Raw genomic sequence first — 19,864 nt, forward strand, 5'->3', positions numbered from 1 at the left:
GTCAGACCGGCACGTTTTCCGCGATCATCGAGATCATCTCGAACATGATCGCCCCACCGACCATCGCCGTGATATTGTTGGGACTGTCCTTGGTGGGCATCATGCAGACCACGTCGCCGCCAACGATATTGAGCCCCCGCGCGGCATGGATCAACGCCACCGCCTCGTCGATGTCGAAGCCCTTCACGCCGGGTTCGATATTGGACACGGCAGGCGCAACGCTCGGGTCGAGACAGTCGAGATCGAAGGTGATGTAGACGGGCCGTCCCGCCAGCACCTCTTTCGCCTCGGCGATCACATCCGCCGCGCCCCTGCGCCGGTAATCCGCCATGGTCACCACGTTGTAGCCGTAATCATAGGAGGGCTGCAGCCAGTCGAGCGTGCGCGGGTGGCCGCGCAACCCGATCTGCATCGACCGGGTCGGATCGACCTTGCCCTGATCGGCCAGATAGGCCCCCCAATGGGCCGCCGATTTTTCCGCGCCCAGGAAATGATCGACCTTGGTGAACACGTCCGTATGGGCATCGAGATGCAGGAAGCTGATCGGCTCTCCTCCCGCGATCTTGCCGTTTCCAAGCGCCTGCACGATCCCGCCAGTGATCGAGTGATCGCCGCCGATGGACACGGGCCGTGCGCCGCTTGCGTCTATTTTCGCATAGAAATCCGTGATTTGCTGGATGCAGTGTTCGTTGTCATTGGCGCGGGGGAAGGGCACGTCGCCCACATCCACGACCTTTCGAGTCCAGGGGTCAATGCCAAAGCCCCCATGCACGCGCCGCTGCACCGCCGACATGTTGCGCACCGCGCGCGGGCCCAGGTGCTGGTCGCGTTCCGTGGTGCCATTGCCTGTCGAATGCGGCACGCCGACAAGGGCGATATCCGCCCCTTCCGGGCTGTCGTTCGGCGCGCGAAAGAAGGTGGGAATGCCCCACCAATAGAGATTGTTCATCATGCTGGCGTCGTGTTCTTCGGCCATCCGTCGTCTCCGCTGTTGCTTGCGGGCAGGGTGGCGCGGCTTTGGCGGCTTGGCAAAGCATTTCCGACCTGAAAGGCTGCGCCCATGGTTGGACGGATCATCGAAACCCCCGATTGCGTGGCCGAAGGGGCCGCATGGCTGGCACAGGCCGAGCCGCGCTTTGCCCATGTGCTGGAGCTGACCGGCCCGCTGCCCCTGCGCCGCCGCAAGGACGGGTTCGCGGAGTTGCTGTCCGCCATCGTCAGCCAGCAGGTCTCGGTTGCCTCGGCGAGCGCCATCTGGGGGCGGATGCAGGATGCGCGCCTGACCGATCCGCAACGGGTCGCGCAGGCCAGCGAGGACGACCTGCGTGCTGTTGGCCTGTCCCGTCAGAAGATCCGTTACGCGAAAGCGCTGGCCCAAGCGGGCATCGACTTTCCCGCGCTCCGACAGGCCCCGGATGAAGACGTGATCGCGGCCCTTACCGAGGTTCCCGGAATCGGGCGCTGGACGGCAGAGGTCTATGCGATGTTCTCGCTTGGCCGCGCCGATGTCTTCGCCCCTGCCGATCTGGCCTTGCAGGAGGCCGCCCGCATCCTCTTCGACCTGCCGGACCGGCCGAAGGAAAAACCGCTCAGACAGATGGCCGAGGCCTGGTCCCCCTGGCGCGCGGTTGCCGCCCGCGCGCTTTGGGCCTACTACCACGTGGCAAAGGACAGGGAAGGGATCAGATGACTCGCACGCTCGAATTCGGCAAACGCCCCGCGGCCTCCGGCCAGGCCGACAGCCTGGTGATCTTCCTGCATGGCTATGGGGCAGACGGAAACGACCTCCTGGGCCTTGCCGACCCGCTGGCCCCGCATCTGCCCAACACGGTTTTCGTGGCCCCCGATGCGCCCGAACGTTCCGCCATGAACCCGATGGGCTTCCAGTGGTTCCCGATCCCGTGGATCGACGGCTCCTCCGAAGAAGCCGCAGCCGAGGGCATGGCCCGCGCTGTGGATGATCTCAACGCCTTCCTCGATCAGATCATGGAGTCCGAGGGCATTGCCGCAGATCGCACCGTTCTGGTGGGCTTTTCTCAAGGCACGATGATGAGCCTCCACGTCGCCCCCCGCCGCGAGCCCCCCTTCGCGGGCGTCGTCGGCTTTTCTGGCCGCCTGCTGGAGCCGGAGCTTCTGGCCGACGAGATTGTCTCCCGCCCGCCGGTCCTGCTCATCCATGGCGATCAGGATGACGTGGTGCCACCGCAAAGCCTGCCCCAGGCCGCCGAGGCGCTGCAGGCGGCGGGTATCGACGTCTACGCCCATATCATGCGCGGCACCGCCCATGGGATCGCGCCCGACGGGCTGTCCGTGGCGCTGGCCTTTATCCGTCAGGTGTTGGAGATCGAGGACGCCCCGGAAGAGGACTGACCCCTTCTTCTTGGCCCAAATACTCCCGCCGGAGGCGTCCAACCTGTCCACGCCGATAGGCGCTGGACTCGGCAGACAGCCCCCGCCACGATCCCGTGGCAACGCGGCACTTTGAGGCCTCCGGCGTCAGCCGGGGGTTGAGAAGGGCCGCTCCCCGGTCGACGCCGCAGGCGGCGAAACCGCAAAACCTGTGGATACCTGTCATATCCCCGTCATCTGCCTGACCTATCACAAAAGCGCGCAACCCAAAATGTGGCGCTTGCCAGCCGGATTTTGGCAGATATAGTGGTTACATGGCTGGAGCGGGTGCTCCCGTTCTGATGCCGAAAACGGGCAGACAGGGCGAGGGCGGAGTCACTCATGGATGGCGACGGCAGTTTCAGAACGGAATTCGTAAGAGAGCCGGGAAGGCTCAGCCAGCATCCGGCATTGGTCCTGAATGCGGACTACCGGCCACTCTCCTACTACCCCCTCTCTCTCTGGCCCTGGCAGGACGCGATCAAGGCGGTCTGTCTCGATCGGGTCGATATCGTGGCCGAATACGATGCCTTCGTGCATTCCCCCACGACCAGGATCCGCATTCCCTCCGTGGTGGTCCTGCGCGACTATGTGAAGCCGCAAAAACGCGTGGCCTTCACCCGGTTCAACCTCTTCCTGCGCGACGAGTTTTCCTGCCAGTATTGTGGCAGCAAGGGCGATCTGACCTTCGACCACGTGGTGCCGCGCGCCAGTGGCGGCATCACGTCCTGGGAAAACGTGGTCGCCGCCTGTTCGCCCTGCAACCTGCGCAAGGGGTCCAAAAGCCTGCGCCGTTCGGGTCTTTCCTTGCGTAAACCGCCTCGTCAGCCGGGCGCGGAGGAGCTGCGCAATATGGGCCGCAAGTTCCCGCCCGGTCACTTGCACGACAGCTGGCTCGATTTCCTCTATTGGGATGCAGAGCTGGACGCGTAAGCTGCGCCCATGAACTGGCCCAGGAATCGAGACGACACGCCCCCGCATCTGCTGGAAAGCGACCGCGCGGCGGGGTTTGAGGTGACGCCGGACTATACCCGGTTTTCCCAGATGAACGACATGTTCACTCGTGCCTTCTGGGATGACAGCGTGCGCAACAAGCATAGCGACGGCTTCTTCGCCTCCTACCGGATGGAGGCCGCGCCGCGCCGGGGCGAAGGCTTCCAGACCCGCGATTTCGCCCTTCGCAACGCCGCCTGGCGCGTCTCCGACATGGTCTCGGACCGGCACGCAGGCGAGGGGGAGCGCGAGGGCTTCCAGGCCCCGCTGCGCAATGACACGCCAGTGGCTGCTGATAAGGCCGAGCTTGGCACAGCGGAGGAGGAGGCGCAGGACATCAAACGCATCGCGCGGCTCTTTGGTGCCGATCTGGTGGGCATCACCCATATGGACCTGCGCTGGCATTATTCCGACCGCCCCGACACGCGCGACATGACACCGGTTTCCAATGACCTGCCCGACGGCCTGACCCATGTGATCGTCATGGCCCATGCGATGGATTTCGACCTGGTGGAGACCTATCCAAGCGCGCTGGCGGGCGCGGCAACCGGTTTGGAATACTCCCACGAGGCTGCGATCGTCATGCAGCTCGCCGCCTATATCCGCAATCTGGGGTTTCAGGCGGTGGCCAGCATGAATGACACGGCGCTGGTCATTCCCTACGCGGTGAAGGCCGGGCTTGGCGAATACGGGCGCAACCAGATGGTGCTGACGCCGGAATTTGGCCCGCGCGTGCGGTTTTCCAAGATCTTCACCGATATGCCGCTGGCCGTGGATGCCCCGCGCAAGCTGGGGCTGGCAGATTATTGCCACGGCTGCACCCAATGCGCCGAGAGCTGCCCGCCCAAGGCGCTGCCTTTCGGGGCCCCCGATTTCGGGGAAGAAAAGGCGGCAGGCAGCCCGTCCACTCAAAGGGGCGTGCGCAAATGGTCCGCCAATTGCGAGGCCTGCTTCGGCTACTGGGCGAAACTGAAATCCGACTGCGCCATCTGCATGCGCGTCTGCCCGTTCAATCGGCGCGGCACTTGGCAAGACCGGCTCTGGCGCTGGCTGGCCCTTGGCGGGGCAGGGCAGGCGGGTGTCCGGCTGGCCCGTCGCTGGCAGAATCGACAAGGTGTTCGGCCGCGCCTAAAGCCGCGTGACTGGTGGGCAAATCCCCGCTAGCCTCGCGCCAAACAGACAAGGGAGTCACCCATGGCCGATCCGTTCTTCACCCCCATCTCGGGCTTCGAGCTGCCGCGTTTTGCCGGCATCCCCAGCTTCATGCGTCTGCCGCATGTCGGGCTGGACCATGCCCGGATCGGCGAGGTGGAGATCGGCCTTGTCGGCGTGCCCTGGGACGCAGGGACGACCAACCGCCCCGGCCCCCGTCACGGCCCCCGGCAGCTGCGCGACATGTCCACCATGATCCGCGCCCAGAATGACGCGACGGGTGTGCGCCCCTTCGAGGCAAGGAACTGCGCCGACCTGGGCGATGTCGGCCCCAACCCCGCCGATCTGATGGACAGCCTGACCCGCATTACCGCCTTCTATGACAAGGTTAAATCCCATGGAATCAAGCCCCTGACCGCAGGCGGCGATCACCTGTCCACCCTTCCGATCCTGCGCGCCATGGCCAAGGACGGCCCCCTTGGCATGATCCATTTCGACAGCCACACCGATCTCTTCCACAGCTATTTCGACGGGCGCATGTATACCCATGGTACCCCCTTCCGCCGCGCGGTGGAGGAGGGGCTGCTCGACCCCAAGCGCGTGGTCATGATCGGCATTCGCGGCACGGCCTATGACAGCGAGGACCGGGATTTCGCCGACAGCGTCGGCATCCGCGTCATTCCGATCGGCGAATTTCACGCCCGCGGCGTCGAGGACGTGATGGCAGAAGCACGCGAGATCGCGGGCACCGGCGACACTTATGTCAGCTACGATATCGACTTCGTCGACCCCGCCTTCGCCCCCGGCACCGGCACGCCAGAGGTGGGCGGGCCCAACAGCTATCAGGCGCTGCAGGTGGTGCGGGAATTGCAGGGCGTCAACATCGTCGGCGCCGATCTCGTGGAGGTCTCACCTCCCTTCGATCAGGCTGGCAACACCGCCTATCTCGGTGCGTCCATCATGTTCGAACTGCTCTGCGTGATGGTCTGACAGACAGCCCTGCGCATCGGCGCAGCTCTGCGCTTGTGCTTTCATCTTGGCAAAAATACCTCGGGGGGTCCGGGGGGCAGCGCCCCCCGGCGGGTCGGCGCTGTAAGGCGGCGAAATCCCTCAGGCAGAACAGCTTGCCCCGCCCAACACGCAGAACTTCGCGCAATGGGGGTGGTTCAGGGCCACCTCCCGCTCTGCCTCCTCCAGCGTCTCGCCCATCTCGAACGCCTCGTCATAGGCCAGCAGCGTGCAGGCCAGCACCACCGGCCGCGCCGCGCCCTTGCGTTTCACCACCATGCGCGAGGACGCACACATGACGCTGTCAGGCGATTTGCCGAGGATGTCCCAGCATCCGGTGGTGATCTCGGGCACATCGACGCTTTCATCCATTTCGGGAAACAGCACCAGCGCGCCGGGGTCGTTCGCGTCAATCGCATAGGCCCGGTTCGCGAACAGCTCCGCAAACTGCGCCCGTGCGCTTTCCTCGCTTTCGCCCCAGACCGTTCGGGCGGCGACGGCCATGGCGATGTCCCGATCACGCAGCCAGTCCATGCCTTGCAGCGTCTTGTCAAAGCTGCCCGCACCGCGTTCCTCATCGTGCAGCGCTTTCGACCAGTGGTCGAGCGACACCCGCAGCGTCAGCTTGCCGGGATAGGCCGTATTCAACCGCGCCAGCCCTTCGCGCACCCGGCCGCGCATCATCGGCAGCATCGCATTGGTCAGGATCAGCACCTCATAGCCGCGCATCAGCGCCGCCTCGGCCATGCCGATCATCTCGGGGTTCATGAAGGGCTCGCCGCCCGTGAACCCGATCTCGCGCACGCCCCAGTTCCGGGCCTCCAATTGATCGAGATACGCCTCGACCTCGGCCCGGCTGATATAGACCAGCGCATCATTGGTCGGGCTCGACAGGATGTAGCAATTCGCGCAGGTGATATTGCACAGCGTTCCGGTGTTGAACCACAGCGTTTGCGGGTCGCTGAGCGCGACCCTTGCGCGCGTTTCGCCATTGGCGGTCGTGGCCGGGTCCTGGAATTTCTGCGGATGTAAGGTGTCTTTCATGATCTCGGCCCTTGTCTTGGTTCAAGGGCTAAGGCGTTCGGGGGAAAAAGAAAACCACTCGGGCGCATATCAACACCATTGTGATCTTTCCGTGAAAGGCTGGACGTGAAAGAATTATCGGTGTAGAGCCTGCATGACAGCGCCTGATAGCGCTAACATTTTCCGGGGCGGCCCGGCTGCCGCCCCAAGCCTGAAGGATGGTTTCCATGGTTGCGCGCGTCATTCCGGTGGAGGAATTCGATCTGGTGATCTTCGGCGGCACGGGCGATCTGGCCCGGCGCAAGATCCTGCCGGGGCTCTATCGCCGCTTCTGGGCCGAACAGATGCCGGCAGGTGCCCGCATCATCGGTGCCGCCCGGACCGATCAGGACAGCGATGCCTGGCGGGCCTTCGTGCGGGAGGCGATCGAGGAATTCGTATCCGAGCGCAAGCGGGTGCCCGAAACCATCGAGGCGTTTCTCGACTGCCTGACCTATGTGCCGATTGACGCCATGGGCACCGGCGGCTGGTCGGACCTCAAGGCTCAGATGCGTGATGGCGTGGTACAGGCCTTTTATTTCTCCGTCGCCCCCAGCCTTTTCGGCCCCATTGCCGAGCGGCTAAAGGAAAACGGCATTGCGCGCGATGACGCGCGGATCGTCGTGGAAAAGCCCTTTGGCCGTGATCTGGACACGGCGAAGGCGCTCAATGCCACGCTCGCCGCCCATTTCGACGAGGCGCAGATTTACCGGATCGACCATTATCTGGGCAAGGAAACCGTGCAGAACCTGATGGCGGTGCGCTTTGCCAATATGCTTTTTGAGCCGCTCTGGAACGCGCAATATGTGGACCATGTGCAGATCACCGTGGCCGAAACCGTGGGTGTCGGCGGGCGTGGGGCCTATTACGACAAATCGGGCGCGATGCGGGATATGGTGCAAAACCACCTGATGCAGCTTTTGTGCCTGACGGCGATGGAACCGCCCGCGCATTTCGAACCCAATGCAGTGCGGGATGAGAAACTCAAGGTGATCCGCGCGCTTGATCCGGTCAAACCCGATGACATCGTGCGCGGCCAGTACAAGGCGGGCCGGGACGGGGCCAGCTACCGCGACGACGCGGAAAACGGCGACAGCCTGACCGAAAGCTTCGTCGCCATGAAGGTCCATATCTCCAACTGGCGCTGGAACGGCACGCCCTTCTACCTGCGCACCGGCAAGCGCATGACCGCGCGCATGTCCGAGATCGTGGTGCATTTCAAGGAACCGCCCCACAATATCTTCACCGAAGCCGCCGATCCGCGCAGCAACATCCTGACCATCCGGCTGCAACCCGATGAAGGCATCGACCTGCGCATGACCATCAAGGAACCGGGGCCGGGCGGGATGCGGCTGGTCGAGGTGCCCATGGACATGACCTTTGCCGAGGCGCTTGGGCCGGAAGCCGCCGATGTGCCCGACGCCTATGAACGGCTGATCATGGATGTGATCCGGGGCAATCAGACGCTGTTCATGCGCGGCGACGAGGTCGAAGCCGCCTGGGCCTGGACCGACCCGATCATCGCTGGATGGACGGGCCGCGAAGATGTACCCTTGCCCTATGACGCCGGATCGGCAGGGCCGGAGGATGCGCTTATCCTGCTCTACCGCGATGGCCGCCGATGGAGGGAGATTTCCGCATGAACCTGATCGAGTACCCCGACAGCGACATGATGATGCTGGACCTCGCCGATACGCTGGCCAGCGAACTGGCCGACCATCTTCGCCGCGATGACCGGGTCAGCTTCTGCGTTCCTGGCGGCAGCACGCCGGGGCCGGTTTTCGACGTGCTGAGCGAACAGGCGCTGGATTGGGACCGGGTGACGGTGTTCCTGTCTGATGAACGCTGGGTGCCTTCGGACAATCCGCGTTCGAACACCAAGCTGATCATGGAGCGGCTTCTGATCTCGAAGGCGCGGCGGGCGAGTTTTGTGCCGCTTTATGCCGCCGCCCACACGCCCGAGGATTATGTGGACGAATTGGCCAAGGGGCTGGAGCCGCATCTGCCCATCACCCTGCTGTTGCTTGGCATGGGGGCGGATATGCACACCGCCTCGCTCTTTCCCGGTGCTGACCGGCTGGCCGATGCGCTCGATGATCATGCGCCGGTGCTGGTGCCCATGCGCGGCGGTGGCGCGCTCGAGGCGCGGGTCACGTTGTCGGCGCGGGTGCTGAAGGCGGCTGTCTCGACCCATATCGTGATCACCGGTAACGAAAAGCGCGCCGCGTTGGAAAAGGCGCAACACCTGTCGATGGAAGAGGCCCCTGTGCGGGCTGTCCTGAGCGGCGCGACGGTGCATTGGGCGCCTTAAGAACGCTTTGTAACTTATTGATATACTGTCGGGAAGGAAATCGCCCATGACCATCTGGGACGATCTGAAAGCGCATCACGCGGCCAAGTCGGGGCGGACCATCGCGGATCTCTTCTCCGCCGATCCCGCACGGTTCGACACCTACAGCCGGGCGTCGGATGGCATGCTCTTCGACTTCTCCAAGACCACGATCGACGCGGGCGCGCTGTCGCTACTGATCGAACTGGCGCGGCAGGCCAAGGTCGAGGACCGGCGCGAAGCGATGTTCACCGGTGAGAAGATCAACGAAACCGAGGGCCGCGCGGTGCTGCACACCGCGCTGCGCGCGCCCGGCGGCGTGGTCGAGGTGGATGGGCAGAACGTCATTCCCGGCGTGCTGGACACCCGCGCGCGGATGGCGGCCTTTGCCGATGCCGTTCGGTCGGGCGAGATTGCCGGGCAGGGCGGCGCCTACACCGACGTAGTCAATATCGGCATCGGCGGCTCGGACCTCGGCCCCGTGATGGGCACGCTGGCGCTTGCCCCTTACCATGATGGGCCGCGTATCCACTACGTCTCGAACGTCGATGGCGCGCATATCCATGACACGCTGAAGGGGCTCGATCCCACCCGCACGCTGGTCATTGTCGCGTCCAAGACCTTCACCACCATTGAGACCATGACCAACGCCGAAACCGCGCGGGACTGGATGGCGGGGGCGGTGGACACCCCTGCCGATCAGTTCGTGGCCCTGTCCACCGCTGCCGACCTGACCGCCGATTTCGGCATCGCACCTGACCGTGTTTTCGGCTTCGAGGATTGGGTCGGCGGGCGTTATTCCATGTGGGGGCCGATTGGCCTGGGCATGATGCTGGCCGTGGGGCCTGAGGCGTTTGGGCAGTTCCTGTCAGGCGGTCACGCCATGGACACCCATTTCCGGCAAGCCGATCTGGCCGACAACCTGCCGGTGCTGCTGGCGCTCGTGGGGATCTGGCACAACCAGGTGCAGGGCCACGCCACCCGCGCCGTGCTGCCCTATGACCAGCGGCTGTTGCGGCTGCCCGCCTATCTGCAACAGCTGGAGATGGAATCAAACGGCAAGCGTGTCTCGATGGATGGCGCGGATCTGGAAATGAATTCCGGTCCGATTGTCTGGGGCGAGCCCGGCACCAATGGTCAGCATGCATTCTACCAGCTGATCCATCAAGGCACCCGCGTGGTACCGTGCGAATTTATCGTGGCGGCAGAGGGGCATGAGCCCGATCTGGCCCATCACCACCGCCTGCTGGTCGCCAATTGCCTCGCGCAATCCGAGGCGCTGATGCGGGGCAGGTCGCTGGAGGAAGCCACCGAGATCATGGCCGCCAAGGGGCTGACCGGCGCGGAACTGGACCGTCAGGCTCGCCACCGGGTTTTCCCCGGCAATCGACCCTCCACGACGCTGATCTATCCGAAACTCACCCCCTTCGTTCTGGGCCAGATCATCGCGCTTTATGAACATCGCGTGTTCGTGGAGGGCGTGATCCTCGGCATCAACAGCTATGACCAATGGGGCGTGGAACTGGGCAAGGAACTCGCCAAGGCGCTGGACCCGGTGCTGACGGGCGCGTCCGACGGGGCAGGCAAGGACGGCTCGACGCTCGGGCTGGTGGCCTACGCACAGGCGCACGGTCTAAGCTGATCCCAACAAAAAAGCGCCCCAGTTTGGGGCGCTTTTTTGGAGCGGGTAGCGGGAATCGAACCCGCACCTTAAGCTTGGGAAGCTCGCATGATACCATTTCACCATACCCGCGCTCTGGAGGGTGGAGGTAATCCGGGGCCGGGGGACAGTCAAGGCCCGTCGGGCCATTTCGCCCGCAGATTTTGCGGGCGGTAGAAGGGCCAGCGCGCCATGCGGTCTGTGACGCTTCCGTCGATCTCGTGATCCTCGGGGATGAAGCGCGGTTCTTCCAGCGGCAGATACCATTTCCACAGCACGGGCAGGCGGCCCGGCCAGCGGCGGCGCTTGATGGATTTGGGCAGGATTTCCAGCGGAGACCACCAGACGGACATGCTGTCATGGATCTCTGCCATGGCGTCGGGGCGCGCATAGGGCGTGCCGTCGAGCGACCGGGCCTTGCGGCTGGCGCCTTCGAAATGGACCTTGCGCCGCTTGGGGTTCAGCTTCAGCCCCGGCGGGGGCAGGGGCAGGCTGCGGTCGGGATCGGGGGGGTCCGCGTTGCGGTCTTCGCGGTCGGCGGCGATCTCCTGCCGTTCCAGTTCATCCAGCATCCACAGTAGCGTCAGTTTACCGATGCCGGATTCCCGTTCGCGTGGGCTGCCGCCGATGTCGGAGTGATAGCCGGGAAACCACCGTTGGCGCACATATTGCCGGCGCTTCATGCTCTCATGGCGGAAGCGGTTGCCGAAATAGGGCTCCTGCTGGTCCCACAGCAGCGGGCGGAACATCGAGCGGCGTTCATCCACCGCCAGCGCATGCAGCACGATGCGGACGGACGGGTTGGACAGCACATTTGCGTGCACCCGCAGCTCCATGGGGCTGTAATTCGTCACCAGCGAGTGCAGGGGCCGTTCGAAGCCCACCATGGAACTGACCGTGTCGAAGAGGCAGAGCGCCCGAATGGGCACGCTTTGATCGGGTTTCAGCGTGTCCTCGTAGCGGCGCAACTGGCGGAAGGTGACGGAATGGGGCTGGTCGCGGTCATGGTCGGTCACGGCGCGATAGGCGCGGAATGCGCCGGTCACCAGATGCAGCTTGTCGGGCTCGATCAGTCCGAAATTATGGATGAACCCCGCCAGAATCCGCGCGGCATAAGCGCCACGGGAAAAGCCGAATATGTAGATATGGTCCTTCTGCGCCTCGGGGCGGGTTGCCTTGCCGGGCACCCCAAGCTGCTTTTTCAGGCCCTGTTCATAGCTCCAGTCCCTGTTCTTCTGCGCGGTGCTTTTGTAGGTCCGGCAGAGGAAGCGATAGGCGTCGAGCACGTCATCCTCCAGCCCCAGACCGAAGGCGAGCCCCGCCACGGACCGCGCCTTCTGCCGCCATTTCCAATCGAACAGGCGCGGTTCGTCAAAGGTGCCCACGCCTGGCACGTAATGGGTGATTTGATCGTCATCATCCCGTAACGCATTGTAAAGCTTGATGATGTTCGTCTGATAGTCACCGACTTCATTGCCGGTCCCGTCAAAGCAGATAACAATCTTGCGGGCTTTCATGACGTCGGGCCTCGTAACTGGAACATGCGCTCAGTGTGACGAGACCCCGAACATTTGCAAGTCGGGATAACCCTAGTCCAGCATCCCGAGCCGTTCGGCAAAGCCCCTGTAGTCGGCGCTGCGGTCGGCCGGTGTCAGGGCGTCGGCCTCTGCGTAGGCGAAATCCACTCCGGCACCTTCCACCAGCCGGTTGAACAGGTTGAACAACGCACAGACCTGCACCGCATGATAAAGCGCCTCTTCGGACCAGCCCGCATCCGTCACAGCCGCCACATCAGCGGGCGTCAGGCGGCTTGGCAGGCTGTTCAGCTTGGCCACATAGGCCAGCAGAGGGCGCAGCTTCTGATCAACAGGTGCGGTGTCGGGATCGTCCAGCAGCGCGTCGATGAGGCCCGGCTCAACGCCGAGCGCCTCGGCATAGATCTGGTGCGAGCCATGGCAGAAGGCGCAGGCGTTGAGGCCCGAGACATAGGCCGCGATCAACTCGCATTCCGCGTGTGACAAGGGCGCGCCCGCTTTCATGACGCCATCCACATGCATCAAGAGCGGCCCCGCATGGGCCGAATGGCGGGTCAGCAGGTCACCCAGACGGGCCGGACTGGGAAGGCTGGGGAAAAGCGGCATGGGCGGGCTCCGGTTGAGGTCATCCGCCCATGCTAGCAGCGATCAGCCCCGGCGTCGCCTGCGGCGTCCACCGCCCTCGCCGCCATCGGCACCGGCCGCGCCGTAGTGGACCTTGGGCAGGTCCACGACGCTGTTGAGGATCGGGAAAGGTTCCACGGAATTGGGAATGGCCGAGGCGTTGACGAAATGCTCCTGAAACTTTGGCTCCACCGCGGTTTCGATCTTGTGAATCTGGCGAACAACGGTTTCGATCCGACCCCGCGCCTCGCGTGAACAGAGCGCAATCCGCGCGCCATGTCCGGCGGCGTTCCCTGCACTGGTCACCTTTTCCAGCGGTGCGTCGGGGATCATGCCCAGAACCATCGCATGTTTGGGGCTGATATGGGCGCCAAACGCCCCGGCCAGCGTCACCCGGTCGACAGTCTCGACGCCCATTTCATCCATGAGCAGCTTGGCACCCGCATAGAGCGCCGATTTCGCAAGCTGGATCGCGCGGATGTCGCCCTGGGTCACCGTAATACGCGGTCCGCCCTCGGCGCTGCCATCATGGATCAGGTAGACATGGGTCCGACCTTCGGGTTCACAGCGCGGCGTGCCGACCTGTTCCGCCGACCCGATGAGGCCCGAGGCGTCGAGAATGCCCGCAAGGCGCATTTCGGCCACGGCCTCGATAATGCCAGAGCCGCAGATTCCGGTGACTCCCGTCGCCGCACTTGCTTCGGCAAAGCCCGGATCGTCGGACCACAGATCGCAGCCGATGATGCGGAAGCGCGGTTCTTTCGTGACCGGGTCGATCTCCAGCCGCTCGATCGCGCCGGGGGCGGCGCGCTGGCCGGAACTGATCTGCGCGCCTTCGAAGGCGGGACCGGTGGGGGAGGAGCAGGCCAAAACCTTGTGCTTGTTGCCCAGAAGGATTTCCGCATTGGTGCCCACATCGACGACAAGCACGAGGTCCTCCGATTTGTTGGGCTCTTCCGACAGGGCCACGGCGGCGGCATCGGCCCCCACATGGCCCGCGATGCAGGGCAGGACATAGACCTGTGCCTCTGTGTTGAGCGCGGTCAGGTCCAGATCGCGGGCGGGCAGGGACAGCGACGAGGAGGTCGCCAGCGCAAAGGGCGCCTGTCCCAGTTCCACCGGGTCGATGCCCAACAGCAGGTGGTGCATCACCGGGTTGCAGACGAAGACCGTTTCCATGATGAGCGTGGGCTCGATCCCGCCTTCGGCCGCGATTTCACCGGCCAGCGTATTGATCGCCTCGCGCACCGCATTGGTCATCTCCCGGTCGCCGCCGGGGTTCATCATGGCGTAGCTCACACGGCTCATCAGGTCTTCGCCGAAGCGGATCTGCGGGTTCATGAGACCGGAGGAGGCCAGCACGCGCCCGTCGGAAAGGTCGCACAGATGCGCGGCGATGGTGGTGGACCCGAGGTCGATGGCAAGCCCGTAGATGCCGCCCTCGTGCAGGCCCGGCCAGATGTCGAGGATGCGGAAGCCCTCCGTCCCCTGCGCCTGGTGCAGCGCCACGGTGACCTGCCACTTGCCCTTGCGCAGCACCGGTTGCAGCTTGGTCATCAGCGCCAGCCCGGCGGTGACGTTCTCGATCTGCCACTGGTCTTTCAGCGCCTTGCACAGCCGCTCGAAATCGCCCGAGGGTTCGTGCATATCGGGTTCTTCGACCTCGACGAAGACAAGCCGCGTGGCGGGGTCCATGGTGATCGGCCGGTCCGATGCCGCCTTGCGCACCACCTGGCGGTGGACCTGGCTTTCTGCCGGAACGTCGATGACGACATCGCCCTGAACGGTCGCCTGGCAGCCTAGGCGACGCCCTGTCTTGAGACCCCGGACGCGATCATAGCGGGCCTCGACCGCGTTCCATTCCGACAGCGCGTCTTCGCTGACGGTGACGCCATGTTTGGGGAAATCGCCGTAGGAGGGCGAGATCTGGCATTTCGAACAGATCCCGCGCCCGCCACAGACGGAATCGAGGTCCACACCCAGTTTGCGGGCTGCGGTCAGAATGGGGGTGCCAACGGGGAACCGGCCCCGTTTGCCAGAGGGGGTGAAGATCACGAGAGGAGTATCAGACATGCGCGCGCCTTTCCTTTGCGGATGTTTTAACGTGCCCGGTGGCAAGGGAAAGGAGCGAAACGTCAATTTCGCGCCGGGTTGCGGCATGCGGGTGGATTTCGTCTCAGGCCGGAAGCCAGGGCATCAGCCCGTTGGTGCCGGCCACCCACATCAGAACCGGGAATGGCATGACCGCAAGCGCGAGAGTGGGAAAGGTCGCGCGCGGGGAAAAGACGCCGCTCATTCCGGCCATCAGGCAGATCCCGCCGCCACCGCCAATGAGGCCCGATCCCGGCATGTTGATCAGGAGCGCCAGTCCCACATAGCGGTAGCGCAGGGCAATGCGCGCATGTTTGCGGGGCAGGGAGCGTTGCAACTCCCGCACTCGCTGCGCAGGGCCCATGGGACCAAGACGATCAACAAGCGCGGCGGCTTTCACAAGGTGCAGGTCGAGAAAGAACCGTTTCAGCGAGCGGATTGGCACGAGGCGCCCGGCAAGGAAGGCCAGACTCAGACCTCCAAGAGTGGCGAGATAAATGGGCAGGGCGAATTCCGGTCCGCGCAGAACAAGGAGCGCAATGGCAATCTCGATCCCCGGCACGAAGGGCAGCGCGATGAGCAGGGCATAGGCTACGAAAATGGCCAGCAGAATCAGCCGCTCGGCACGGGCTTCCGAATGGGCCGGCAGGGATTCGGCCCAGGAGAGAGCGAAGTCGATCGCGTAATGGGACAGAATCACGATTGCGATGAGAACGATGAGTTTGACAGCGAGCCTTGGAAGCGATTCACCCCAGGAAGGCGGCGTGGTGTCAGTCTCTGGTCGCGCGGGCATGCTGAAAGCCTGGTCTGTAGGGTGCAGCCTGTACCTAGGAGGTTTGGTTCGGGAAAAGAAGATTTTTCCGGAAAAATCTTCGCGGTTTCACATGAAGAATTTTCCAGAAAATTCTTCGAATCTATTCGAAAAATCTTCTGGAAGATTTTTCTCAGCAAACGATACGGATGTCTCCCCGATCACAGATGATCAGGAACTGACTTCCTGCCTCAACCAGGTGAAACCCGCGTTTGCGGACCTCTAGTTCCAACCTGTCCCGACCGACCTTGCGATCCACATCCGCTTTGCTGCGTCGGATCACGCCGCCTTTGGTAGCGGCTTTCGCCGAGAAGACTTGGTCGAACCAGATATCGTTGCGGTGAATCGGGCGAAGATAGCTCATGCAGCCACCTTCGCCCGATTCAGGTTAACAGGCGATTAAGCGCGGCGACGTCCGCCGCGGCGTCCCCCACGGCCTCCGCCAGCTGCCATGGCGGCAGCGGCGGCTTCCGGGAACGGGGTGCCTTCCTTGGTGGCGTCCAGCACCTTGGCGAAGTTGATCCACTTGCCGCCATTGGGGTCGTGGTTCATCAGGAAGTTGGCGGCGTTGATCGCCTCCATTTCCACAGGGCGCACCGGGTTCATGATGGCGCTGGTCATGCCCGCGCCGATGGCCATCGGCAGGAAAGCCGCGTTAATGCCATGGCGGTTGGGCAGGCCGAAGCTGATATTCGACGCGCCGCAGGTGGTGTTCACACCCAGTTCTTCGCGCAGACGGCGCACCAGGGCGAAGACCTGCTGACCGGCGGTCGCCATGGCACCCACGGGCATCACCAGCGGATCGACCACGATGTCATGGGCCGGAATGCCGAAATCGGCGGCGCGTTCCACGATCTTCTTGGCCACGTCGAAACGCACATCGGGGTCTTCCGAAATGCCCGTATCGTCGTTCGAGATCGCCACCACCGGCACATTGTATTTCTTGACCAGCGGCAGAACCAGTTCCAGCCGGTCCTCTTCCCCGGTGACGGAGTTCAGCAGCGGACGGCCCTCGGCGGCGGCAAGGCCCGCTTCCAGCGCGCCGGGCACCGAGCTGTCGATGCAGAGCGGCACGTCGACCAGCCCCTGCACCAGTTCGATCATCTGGCGCATCAGCGGCGGTTCGGTCTCGTTCGGGTTGGGGTTGGAATTGTAGACCACGCCCGCATTCACATCGAGCACCATGGCCCCGCAGGCGACCTGTTCCAGCGCGTCCTTTTCCACGGTCGAGAAATCGCCCGCTTCCAGTTCGGCGGCCAGTTTCTTGCGGCCGGTGGGGTTGATACGCTCGCCGATCACGCAGAAGGGCTCGTCAAAGCCGATGACGACGGTCTTGGATTTGGATTCGAGAACGGTACGGGTCATGGGCTCTTTCTCAGTTCTGGTTTGCGGGGGTGCCGGAAGCACCGCCATTGTCGATGGCCCATTGGGCGTTGGTCTTGATGCCACCGAGCGGGAAGAAGTGGACCTTCTCGATGTTGAAATCGGGGTTGGCGGCCTTGTGGGCGGCCAGCTCGTTCAGGATTTCATGCGGCTCGAAGGGCAAGAGCAGCTTGGTGACATCCTTGGCGCGCTTTTGCAGGACCTTGAGCGACGGGCCGACGCCGCAGGCGATGGCGAACTTGATCAGGGTCTGAAGCTTGGCCGGACCGGCGATGCCGATATGAATGGGCAGCTTGATGCCTTCGGCCGACAGCCGGTTCGCCCATTCGATGACGGGACCGGCCTCGAACGCGAACTGGGTGGCCAGCGCCATCTGGGCATCGGTGCGATCCGAGAACGCCTGCTTCCAGCGCAGCGCTTCCATCACCACCGCGTCGCCGCCCTTGGGGTCGATATCGCGGTTGCCCTCGGGGTGACCCGCGACGTGCAGCCGCTGGAAGCCCGCCTTGTCGAAGAGCCCGGTTTCCATCAGCTGCATCGAGCTGTGAAAGTCGCCATGGGGCTTCTCGACGCCACCAGCGAGCAGCAGCGCCTGTTTCACGTCGGCCTCGCCCTGGTACATGGCGATCCAGTTTTCCAGCGTCGCGGCATCCTTGATGATACGGGCCGGGAAATGCGGCATGACGTCGAAGCCTTCGCCCTTCAGCCGCTTGGCGGTGGCGACCATGTCGGCAATCGGCGTGCCCTCGATATGGGCGATATAGACGCGGGTGCCTTCGGGCAGCAGGTCGCGGAAATTGTCCACCTTTTCGGCGGTGCGCGGCATCACCTCGATAGAATAGCCCTGAAGGAAGGCCTCAAGCGCGGCGGGGTTGCCAGCGGGGGCCGCAGGCGCAGCGGCGGAGGAGCGGAATTTGAGCAGGGCCATCAGTTTCTCCAAGAACGAGGATGGTGGGGCGTTGGTCATTCGGCGGGGGCTTGTGCGTAGCCGTCATTGGCGATCAGCTGCTTGAGCTTGTCGGCGTCGTATTCGGCATCGATGGCGGCGGCTTGAGCATTTGCGACCTCCTGCGGGTCTCCTTCGACCTCGAAGGGCTCTGCCTTGCGAAAGCCGGAGAGATACGCGTCGTCATCCTTGGCGCCCACCTTCATGGCGGCCCGGTCAATGGCCTGCTCGAACCGTTCCGGCAACGGGGCCTTGGCACCCCGACGCCCTTTTCCGACGATGACCTGGGCGGGCATGTCGCGCCAGTAGACGATAGTGACAGCTGGCATGAGGCGTGATTCCTTCCTGGTAAGGCTGCGCGGTGTTTTGCAGCAATCTAGGGCTTGGTCGGGTCTTCGCCCGTCTCGTTTTCGACCTCGTAGCGCGCCCCTGCGACGCGCCGTCCGATCAATAGGGGGGATGAGCCGGATCGGCCAGAGCGGGAGAGGCTCTAAATTCTCATGAAGATGATGAGCCAGTGCGCAGGGCGGCGCAGACCCATTGTGCGATTGCAGCCGACGCGGTAGCGTGAGGGGAAGCGATGCGAAGGAGAGGGGTCATGGGCCGCCGCCGCCCCCGCCGGGGCAAGCCGAAACAACACGATGCCATTGCCGGGCAGGGCTCTGCCTCTGCGCGCATTGCGCCGGTTCCACCGCCCCCCGTCGCCTCGCCACAGCCGCTGCGCCCCGATCCCGCAGATCTCTATGCGGCGCTCGATCTGGGCACCAATTCCTGCCGGATGCTGATCGCGCAGCCCAAGGGCAACCAGCTGCATGTGGTCGACAGTTTTTCCAAATCCGTCCAGCTGGGGCTGGGGCTGGAGGCGTCCGGACGCCTGTCCCGGCAATCCATGGCCCGCACGGTCGCGGCGCTGAAAATCTGCAAGAAGAAGCTTCAACGCCACGATGTGAAGCGGATGCGTCTGGTCGCGACCGAGGCCTGCCGCCGGGCGACCAATGCGGGCGAATTCATTTCGGTGGTGCAGCGCGAAACGGGGCTGGACCTGGAGATCATCCAGCCGGAGGAAGAGGCGCGGCTGGCGGTGGTGGCCTGTGCGCCGCTGGTCTCTACCCGGACGGAACAGTTGCTGGTTGTCGATATCGGCGGCGGGTCGACAGAACTGGTCTGGATCGACCTCAGCCGGGTTCCACGGGTTGAACGGCCCCGCGCCATCATGCGGCTGCATCAGGGGTTCGACCACTCGGAGACGATCTTTCCCAAGGCCAAGGTGGTGGACTGGATCTCGATCCCGCTCGGGGTGGCGACGCTGAAGGATCTTTACCGGGATGTGACCGATGATGGCGCGCGCTTTGCGTTGATGAGTTGGTATTTCGAGGAACAGCTGGCGGAGTTTTCACCTTACGTGGATGCCGCCGATCAGGCGCGCGAGGGCTTCCAGATCATCGGGACCAGCGGCACGGTGACGACAGTCGCCGCCTCGCATCTGGGATTGCGCCGCTATGACCGCAACAAGGTGGACGGGCTGCGCATGACCTCTGACCAGATCGATTCGGTCATCCAGGATTACCTGTCGCTCGGCCCCACCGGCCGCCGCCGCGACCCGCGGATCGGGCGCGACCGGCACTCGCTGATCATGTCGGGATCGGCCATCCTGCAGGCGCTGCTGCGCGCCTGGCCCACGGACCGGCTGAGTGTCGCGGACCGGGGGCTGCGCGAGGGGCTGCTTTATGCGCAGATGTCCTCCGATGGGGTGCTGGAAGACGGGCCGTTCTAGGGCACGGGCGGTTTCGCCGCCTGTCGGCGTCGACCCGGGGGCGGGCCTCCTCACCCCCCGCTTGCGCGGGGACCTCGTCGGCCCGCTTGGGGGTTCCACCCCCAAACC

General features: G+C 64.0%; 19 protein-coding genes and 1 tRNA gene. 9 read left to right on the forward strand and 11 right to left on the reverse strand.

The features are described from left to right. Window position 1 precedes the first annotated feature (1 nt). On the reverse strand, window positions 2-976 hold the full coding sequence (locus RBB16_RS05855) for an arginase family protein (protein WP_306045268.1): 975 nt from the start codon (window positions 974-976) through the stop codon (window positions 2-4). Between the two features lie 84 nt (window positions 977-1,060). Here RBB16_RS05855 and RBB16_RS05860 point away from each other — a divergent pair, with 84 nt between their 5' ends. From RBB16_RS05860 to speB, 5 genes are all read left to right on the forward strand, one after another. Beyond that, a complete protein-coding gene (locus RBB16_RS05860) occupies window positions 1,061-1,690 on the forward strand; it encodes a DNA-3-methyladenine glycosylase 2 family protein (protein ID WP_306045269.1) in 630 nt (209 codons plus the stop codon). Further along, complete coding sequence (locus RBB16_RS05865) at window positions 1,687-2,370, forward strand: alpha/beta hydrolase (RefSeq protein ID WP_306045270.1); 684 nt, start codon at window positions 1,687-1,689, stop codon at window positions 2,368-2,370. The genes RBB16_RS05860 and RBB16_RS05865 overlap by 4 nt, the downstream gene beginning before the upstream one ends. A 360-nt stretch (window positions 2,371-2,730) precedes the next feature. Further along, on the forward strand, window positions 2,731-3,321 hold the full coding sequence (locus RBB16_RS05870; protein WP_306045271.1) for an HNH endonuclease: 591 nt from the start codon (window positions 2,731-2,733) through the stop codon (window positions 3,319-3,321). Between the two features lie 9 nt (window positions 3,322-3,330). Continuing rightward, complete coding sequence (locus RBB16_RS05875; protein ID WP_306045272.1) at window positions 3,331-4,545, forward strand: reductive dehalogenase domain-containing protein; 1,215 nt, start codon at window positions 3,331-3,333, stop codon at window positions 4,543-4,545. Window positions 4,546-4,575: 30 nt separating this feature from the next. Next, a complete protein-coding gene (gene speB, locus RBB16_RS05880; RefSeq protein ID WP_306045273.1) occupies window positions 4,576-5,523 on the forward strand; it encodes an agmatinase in 948 nt (315 codons plus the stop codon). Between the two features lie 120 nt (window positions 5,524-5,643). On the opposite strand, the gene RBB16_RS05885 is transcribed toward speB, so the two are convergent. Further along, on the reverse strand, window positions 5,644-6,585 hold the full coding sequence (locus tag RBB16_RS05885) for a radical SAM protein (RefSeq protein ID WP_306045274.1): 942 nt from the start codon (window positions 6,583-6,585) through the stop codon (window positions 5,644-5,646). 206 nt (window positions 6,586-6,791) lie between these two features. On the opposite strand from RBB16_RS05885, the gene zwf reads away from it, so the two are divergent. From zwf to pgi, 3 genes are read left to right on the forward strand one after another with little or no spacing between them, the layout of a single operon-like run. After that, the gene (zwf, locus tag RBB16_RS05890) at window positions 6,792-8,246 is read left to right on the forward strand and encodes a glucose-6-phosphate dehydrogenase (RefSeq protein ID WP_306045275.1); all 1,455 of its coding nucleotides are present in this window, start codon (window positions 6,792-6,794) and stop codon (window positions 8,244-8,246) included. After that, on the forward strand, window positions 8,243-8,914 hold the full coding sequence (gene pgl, locus RBB16_RS05895; RefSeq protein ID WP_306045276.1) for a 6-phosphogluconolactonase: 672 nt from the start codon (window positions 8,243-8,245) through the stop codon (window positions 8,912-8,914). Before zwf ends, pgl begins: the two co-directional genes overlap by 4 nt. A gap of 46 nt (window positions 8,915-8,960) precedes the next feature. After that, a complete protein-coding gene (pgi, locus tag RBB16_RS05900; protein WP_306045277.1) occupies window positions 8,961-10,574 on the forward strand; it encodes a glucose-6-phosphate isomerase in 1,614 nt (537 codons plus the stop codon). Window positions 10,575-10,611: 37 nt separating this feature from the next. Here the strand turns inward: pgi and RBB16_RS05905 are convergent. The 9 genes from RBB16_RS05905 to RBB16_RS05945 all read right to left on the reverse strand — a co-directional run bounded on the left by RBB16_RS05905 (window position 10,612) and on the right by RBB16_RS05945 (window position 18,311). Continuing rightward, a tRNA-Gly gene (locus RBB16_RS05905) sits at window positions 10,612-10,685 on the reverse strand. A gap of 38 nt (window positions 10,686-10,723) precedes the next feature. Continuing rightward, window positions 10,724-12,109, reverse strand: a complete 1,386-nt coding sequence (locus RBB16_RS05910; RefSeq protein ID WP_306045278.1) for a DUF2235 domain-containing protein — start codon at window positions 12,107-12,109, stop codon at window positions 10,724-10,726. Window positions 12,110-12,181: 72 nt separating this feature from the next. Next, window positions 12,182-12,733 carry a peroxidase gene (locus RBB16_RS05915; protein ID WP_306045279.1) on the reverse strand — a complete coding sequence of 184 codons (552 nt, stop codon included), beginning with the start codon at window positions 12,731-12,733 and terminating at the stop codon, window positions 12,182-12,184. Window positions 12,734-12,775: 42 nt separating this feature from the next. Next, window positions 12,776-14,824 (reverse strand): ASKHA domain-containing protein, encoded by a 2,049-nt coding sequence (locus RBB16_RS05920; protein ID WP_306045280.1) that lies wholly within the window; start codon window positions 14,822-14,824, stop codon window positions 12,776-12,778. Window positions 14,825-14,927: 103 nt separating this feature from the next. Beyond that, window positions 14,928-15,635 carry a hypothetical protein gene (locus tag RBB16_RS05925; RefSeq protein ID WP_306045281.1) on the reverse strand — a complete coding sequence of 236 codons (708 nt, stop codon included), beginning with the start codon at window positions 15,633-15,635 and terminating at the stop codon, window positions 14,928-14,930. Window positions 15,636-15,786: 151 nt separating this feature from the next. Beyond that, the gene (locus RBB16_RS05930) at window positions 15,787-16,017 is read right to left on the reverse strand and encodes an N-(5'-phosphoribosyl)anthranilate isomerase (RefSeq protein WP_306045282.1); all 231 of its coding nucleotides are present in this window, start codon (window positions 16,015-16,017) and stop codon (window positions 15,787-15,789) included. Between the two features lie 35 nt (window positions 16,018-16,052). After that, window positions 16,053-17,018 (reverse strand): methyltetrahydrofolate cobalamin methyltransferase, encoded by a 966-nt coding sequence (locus tag RBB16_RS05935; protein WP_071690418.1) that lies wholly within the window; start codon window positions 17,016-17,018, stop codon window positions 16,053-16,055. A gap of 10 nt (window positions 17,019-17,028) precedes the next feature. Next, window positions 17,029-17,964: a methylenetetrahydrofolate reductase gene (locus tag RBB16_RS05940; RefSeq protein WP_306045283.1), complete on the reverse strand. Its 936-nt coding sequence runs from the start codon at window positions 17,962-17,964 to the stop codon at window positions 17,029-17,031. Window positions 17,965-17,999: 35 nt separating this feature from the next. Then, window positions 18,000-18,311 carry a virulence factor gene (locus tag RBB16_RS05945; protein WP_306045284.1) on the reverse strand — a complete coding sequence of 104 codons (312 nt, stop codon included), beginning with the start codon at window positions 18,309-18,311 and terminating at the stop codon, window positions 18,000-18,002. Window positions 18,312-18,580: 269 nt separating this feature from the next. Between RBB16_RS05945 and RBB16_RS05950 the strand changes: the two genes are divergently transcribed. After that, the gene (locus RBB16_RS05950) at window positions 18,581-19,756 is read left to right on the forward strand and encodes a Ppx/GppA phosphatase family protein (protein WP_306045285.1); all 1,176 of its coding nucleotides are present in this window, start codon (window positions 18,581-18,583) and stop codon (window positions 19,754-19,756) included. The last annotated feature ends 108 nt before the right edge of the window (window positions 19,757-19,864 follow it).

It is taken from the genome of Nioella sp. MMSF_3534 (genome assembly GCF_030732985.1).
Classification (GTDB): domain Bacteria; phylum Pseudomonadota; class Alphaproteobacteria; order Rhodobacterales; family Rhodobacteraceae; genus Nioella.

Coding starts and splice junctions, on each gene's coding strand:
- RBB16_RS05855 (WP_306045268.1), bottom strand. CDS start 976: ATGGCCGAAGAACACGACGCCAGCATGATGAACAATCTCTATTGGTGG.
- RBB16_RS05860 (WP_306045269.1), top strand. CDS start 1,061: ATGGTTGGACGGATCATCGAAACCCCCGATTGCGTGGCCGAAGGGGCC.
- RBB16_RS05865 (WP_306045270.1), top strand. CDS start 1,687: ATGACTCGCACGCTCGAATTCGGCAAACGCCCCGCGGCCTCCGGCCAG.
- RBB16_RS05870 (WP_306045271.1), top strand. CDS start 2,731: ATGGATGGCGACGGCAGTTTCAGAACGGAATTCGTAAGAGAGCCGGGA.
- RBB16_RS05875 (WP_306045272.1), top strand. CDS start 3,331: ATGAACTGGCCCAGGAATCGAGACGACACGCCCCCGCATCTGCTGGAA.
- speB (WP_306045273.1), top strand. CDS start 4,576: ATGGCCGATCCGTTCTTCACCCCCATCTCGGGCTTCGAGCTGCCGCGT.
- RBB16_RS05885 (WP_306045274.1), bottom strand. CDS start 6,585: ATGAAAGACACCTTACATCCGCAGAAATTCCAGGACCCGGCCACGACC.
- zwf (WP_306045275.1), top strand. CDS start 6,792: ATGGTTGCGCGCGTCATTCCGGTGGAGGAATTCGATCTGGTGATCTTC.
- pgl (WP_306045276.1), top strand. CDS start 8,243: ATGAACCTGATCGAGTACCCCGACAGCGACATGATGATGCTGGACCTC.
- pgi (WP_306045277.1), top strand. CDS start 8,961: ATGACCATCTGGGACGATCTGAAAGCGCATCACGCGGCCAAGTCGGGG.
- RBB16_RS05910 (WP_306045278.1), bottom strand. CDS start 12,109: ATGAAAGCCCGCAAGATTGTTATCTGCTTTGACGGGACCGGCAATGAA.
- RBB16_RS05915 (WP_306045279.1), bottom strand. CDS start 12,733: ATGCCGCTTTTCCCCAGCCTTCCCAGTCCGGCCCGTCTGGGTGACCTG.
- RBB16_RS05920 (WP_306045280.1), bottom strand. CDS start 14,824: ATGTCTGATACTCCTCTCGTGATCTTCACCCCCTCTGGCAAACGGGGC.
- RBB16_RS05925 (WP_306045281.1), bottom strand. CDS start 15,635: ATGCCCGCGCGACCAGAGACTGACACCACGCCGCCTTCCTGGGGTGAA.
- RBB16_RS05930 (WP_306045282.1), bottom strand. CDS start 16,017: ATGAGCTATCTTCGCCCGATTCACCGCAACGATATCTGGTTCGACCAA.
- RBB16_RS05935 (WP_071690418.1), bottom strand. CDS start 17,018: ATGACCCGTACCGTTCTCGAATCCAAATCCAAGACCGTCGTCATCGGC.
- RBB16_RS05940 (WP_306045283.1), bottom strand. CDS start 17,964: ATGGCCCTGCTCAAATTCCGCTCCTCCGCCGCTGCGCCTGCGGCCCCC.
- RBB16_RS05945 (WP_306045284.1), bottom strand. CDS start 18,311: ATGCCAGCTGTCACTATCGTCTACTGGCGCGACATGCCCGCCCAGGTC.
- RBB16_RS05950 (WP_306045285.1), top strand. CDS start 18,581: ATGGGCCGCCGCCGCCCCCGCCGGGGCAAGCCGAAACAACACGATGCC.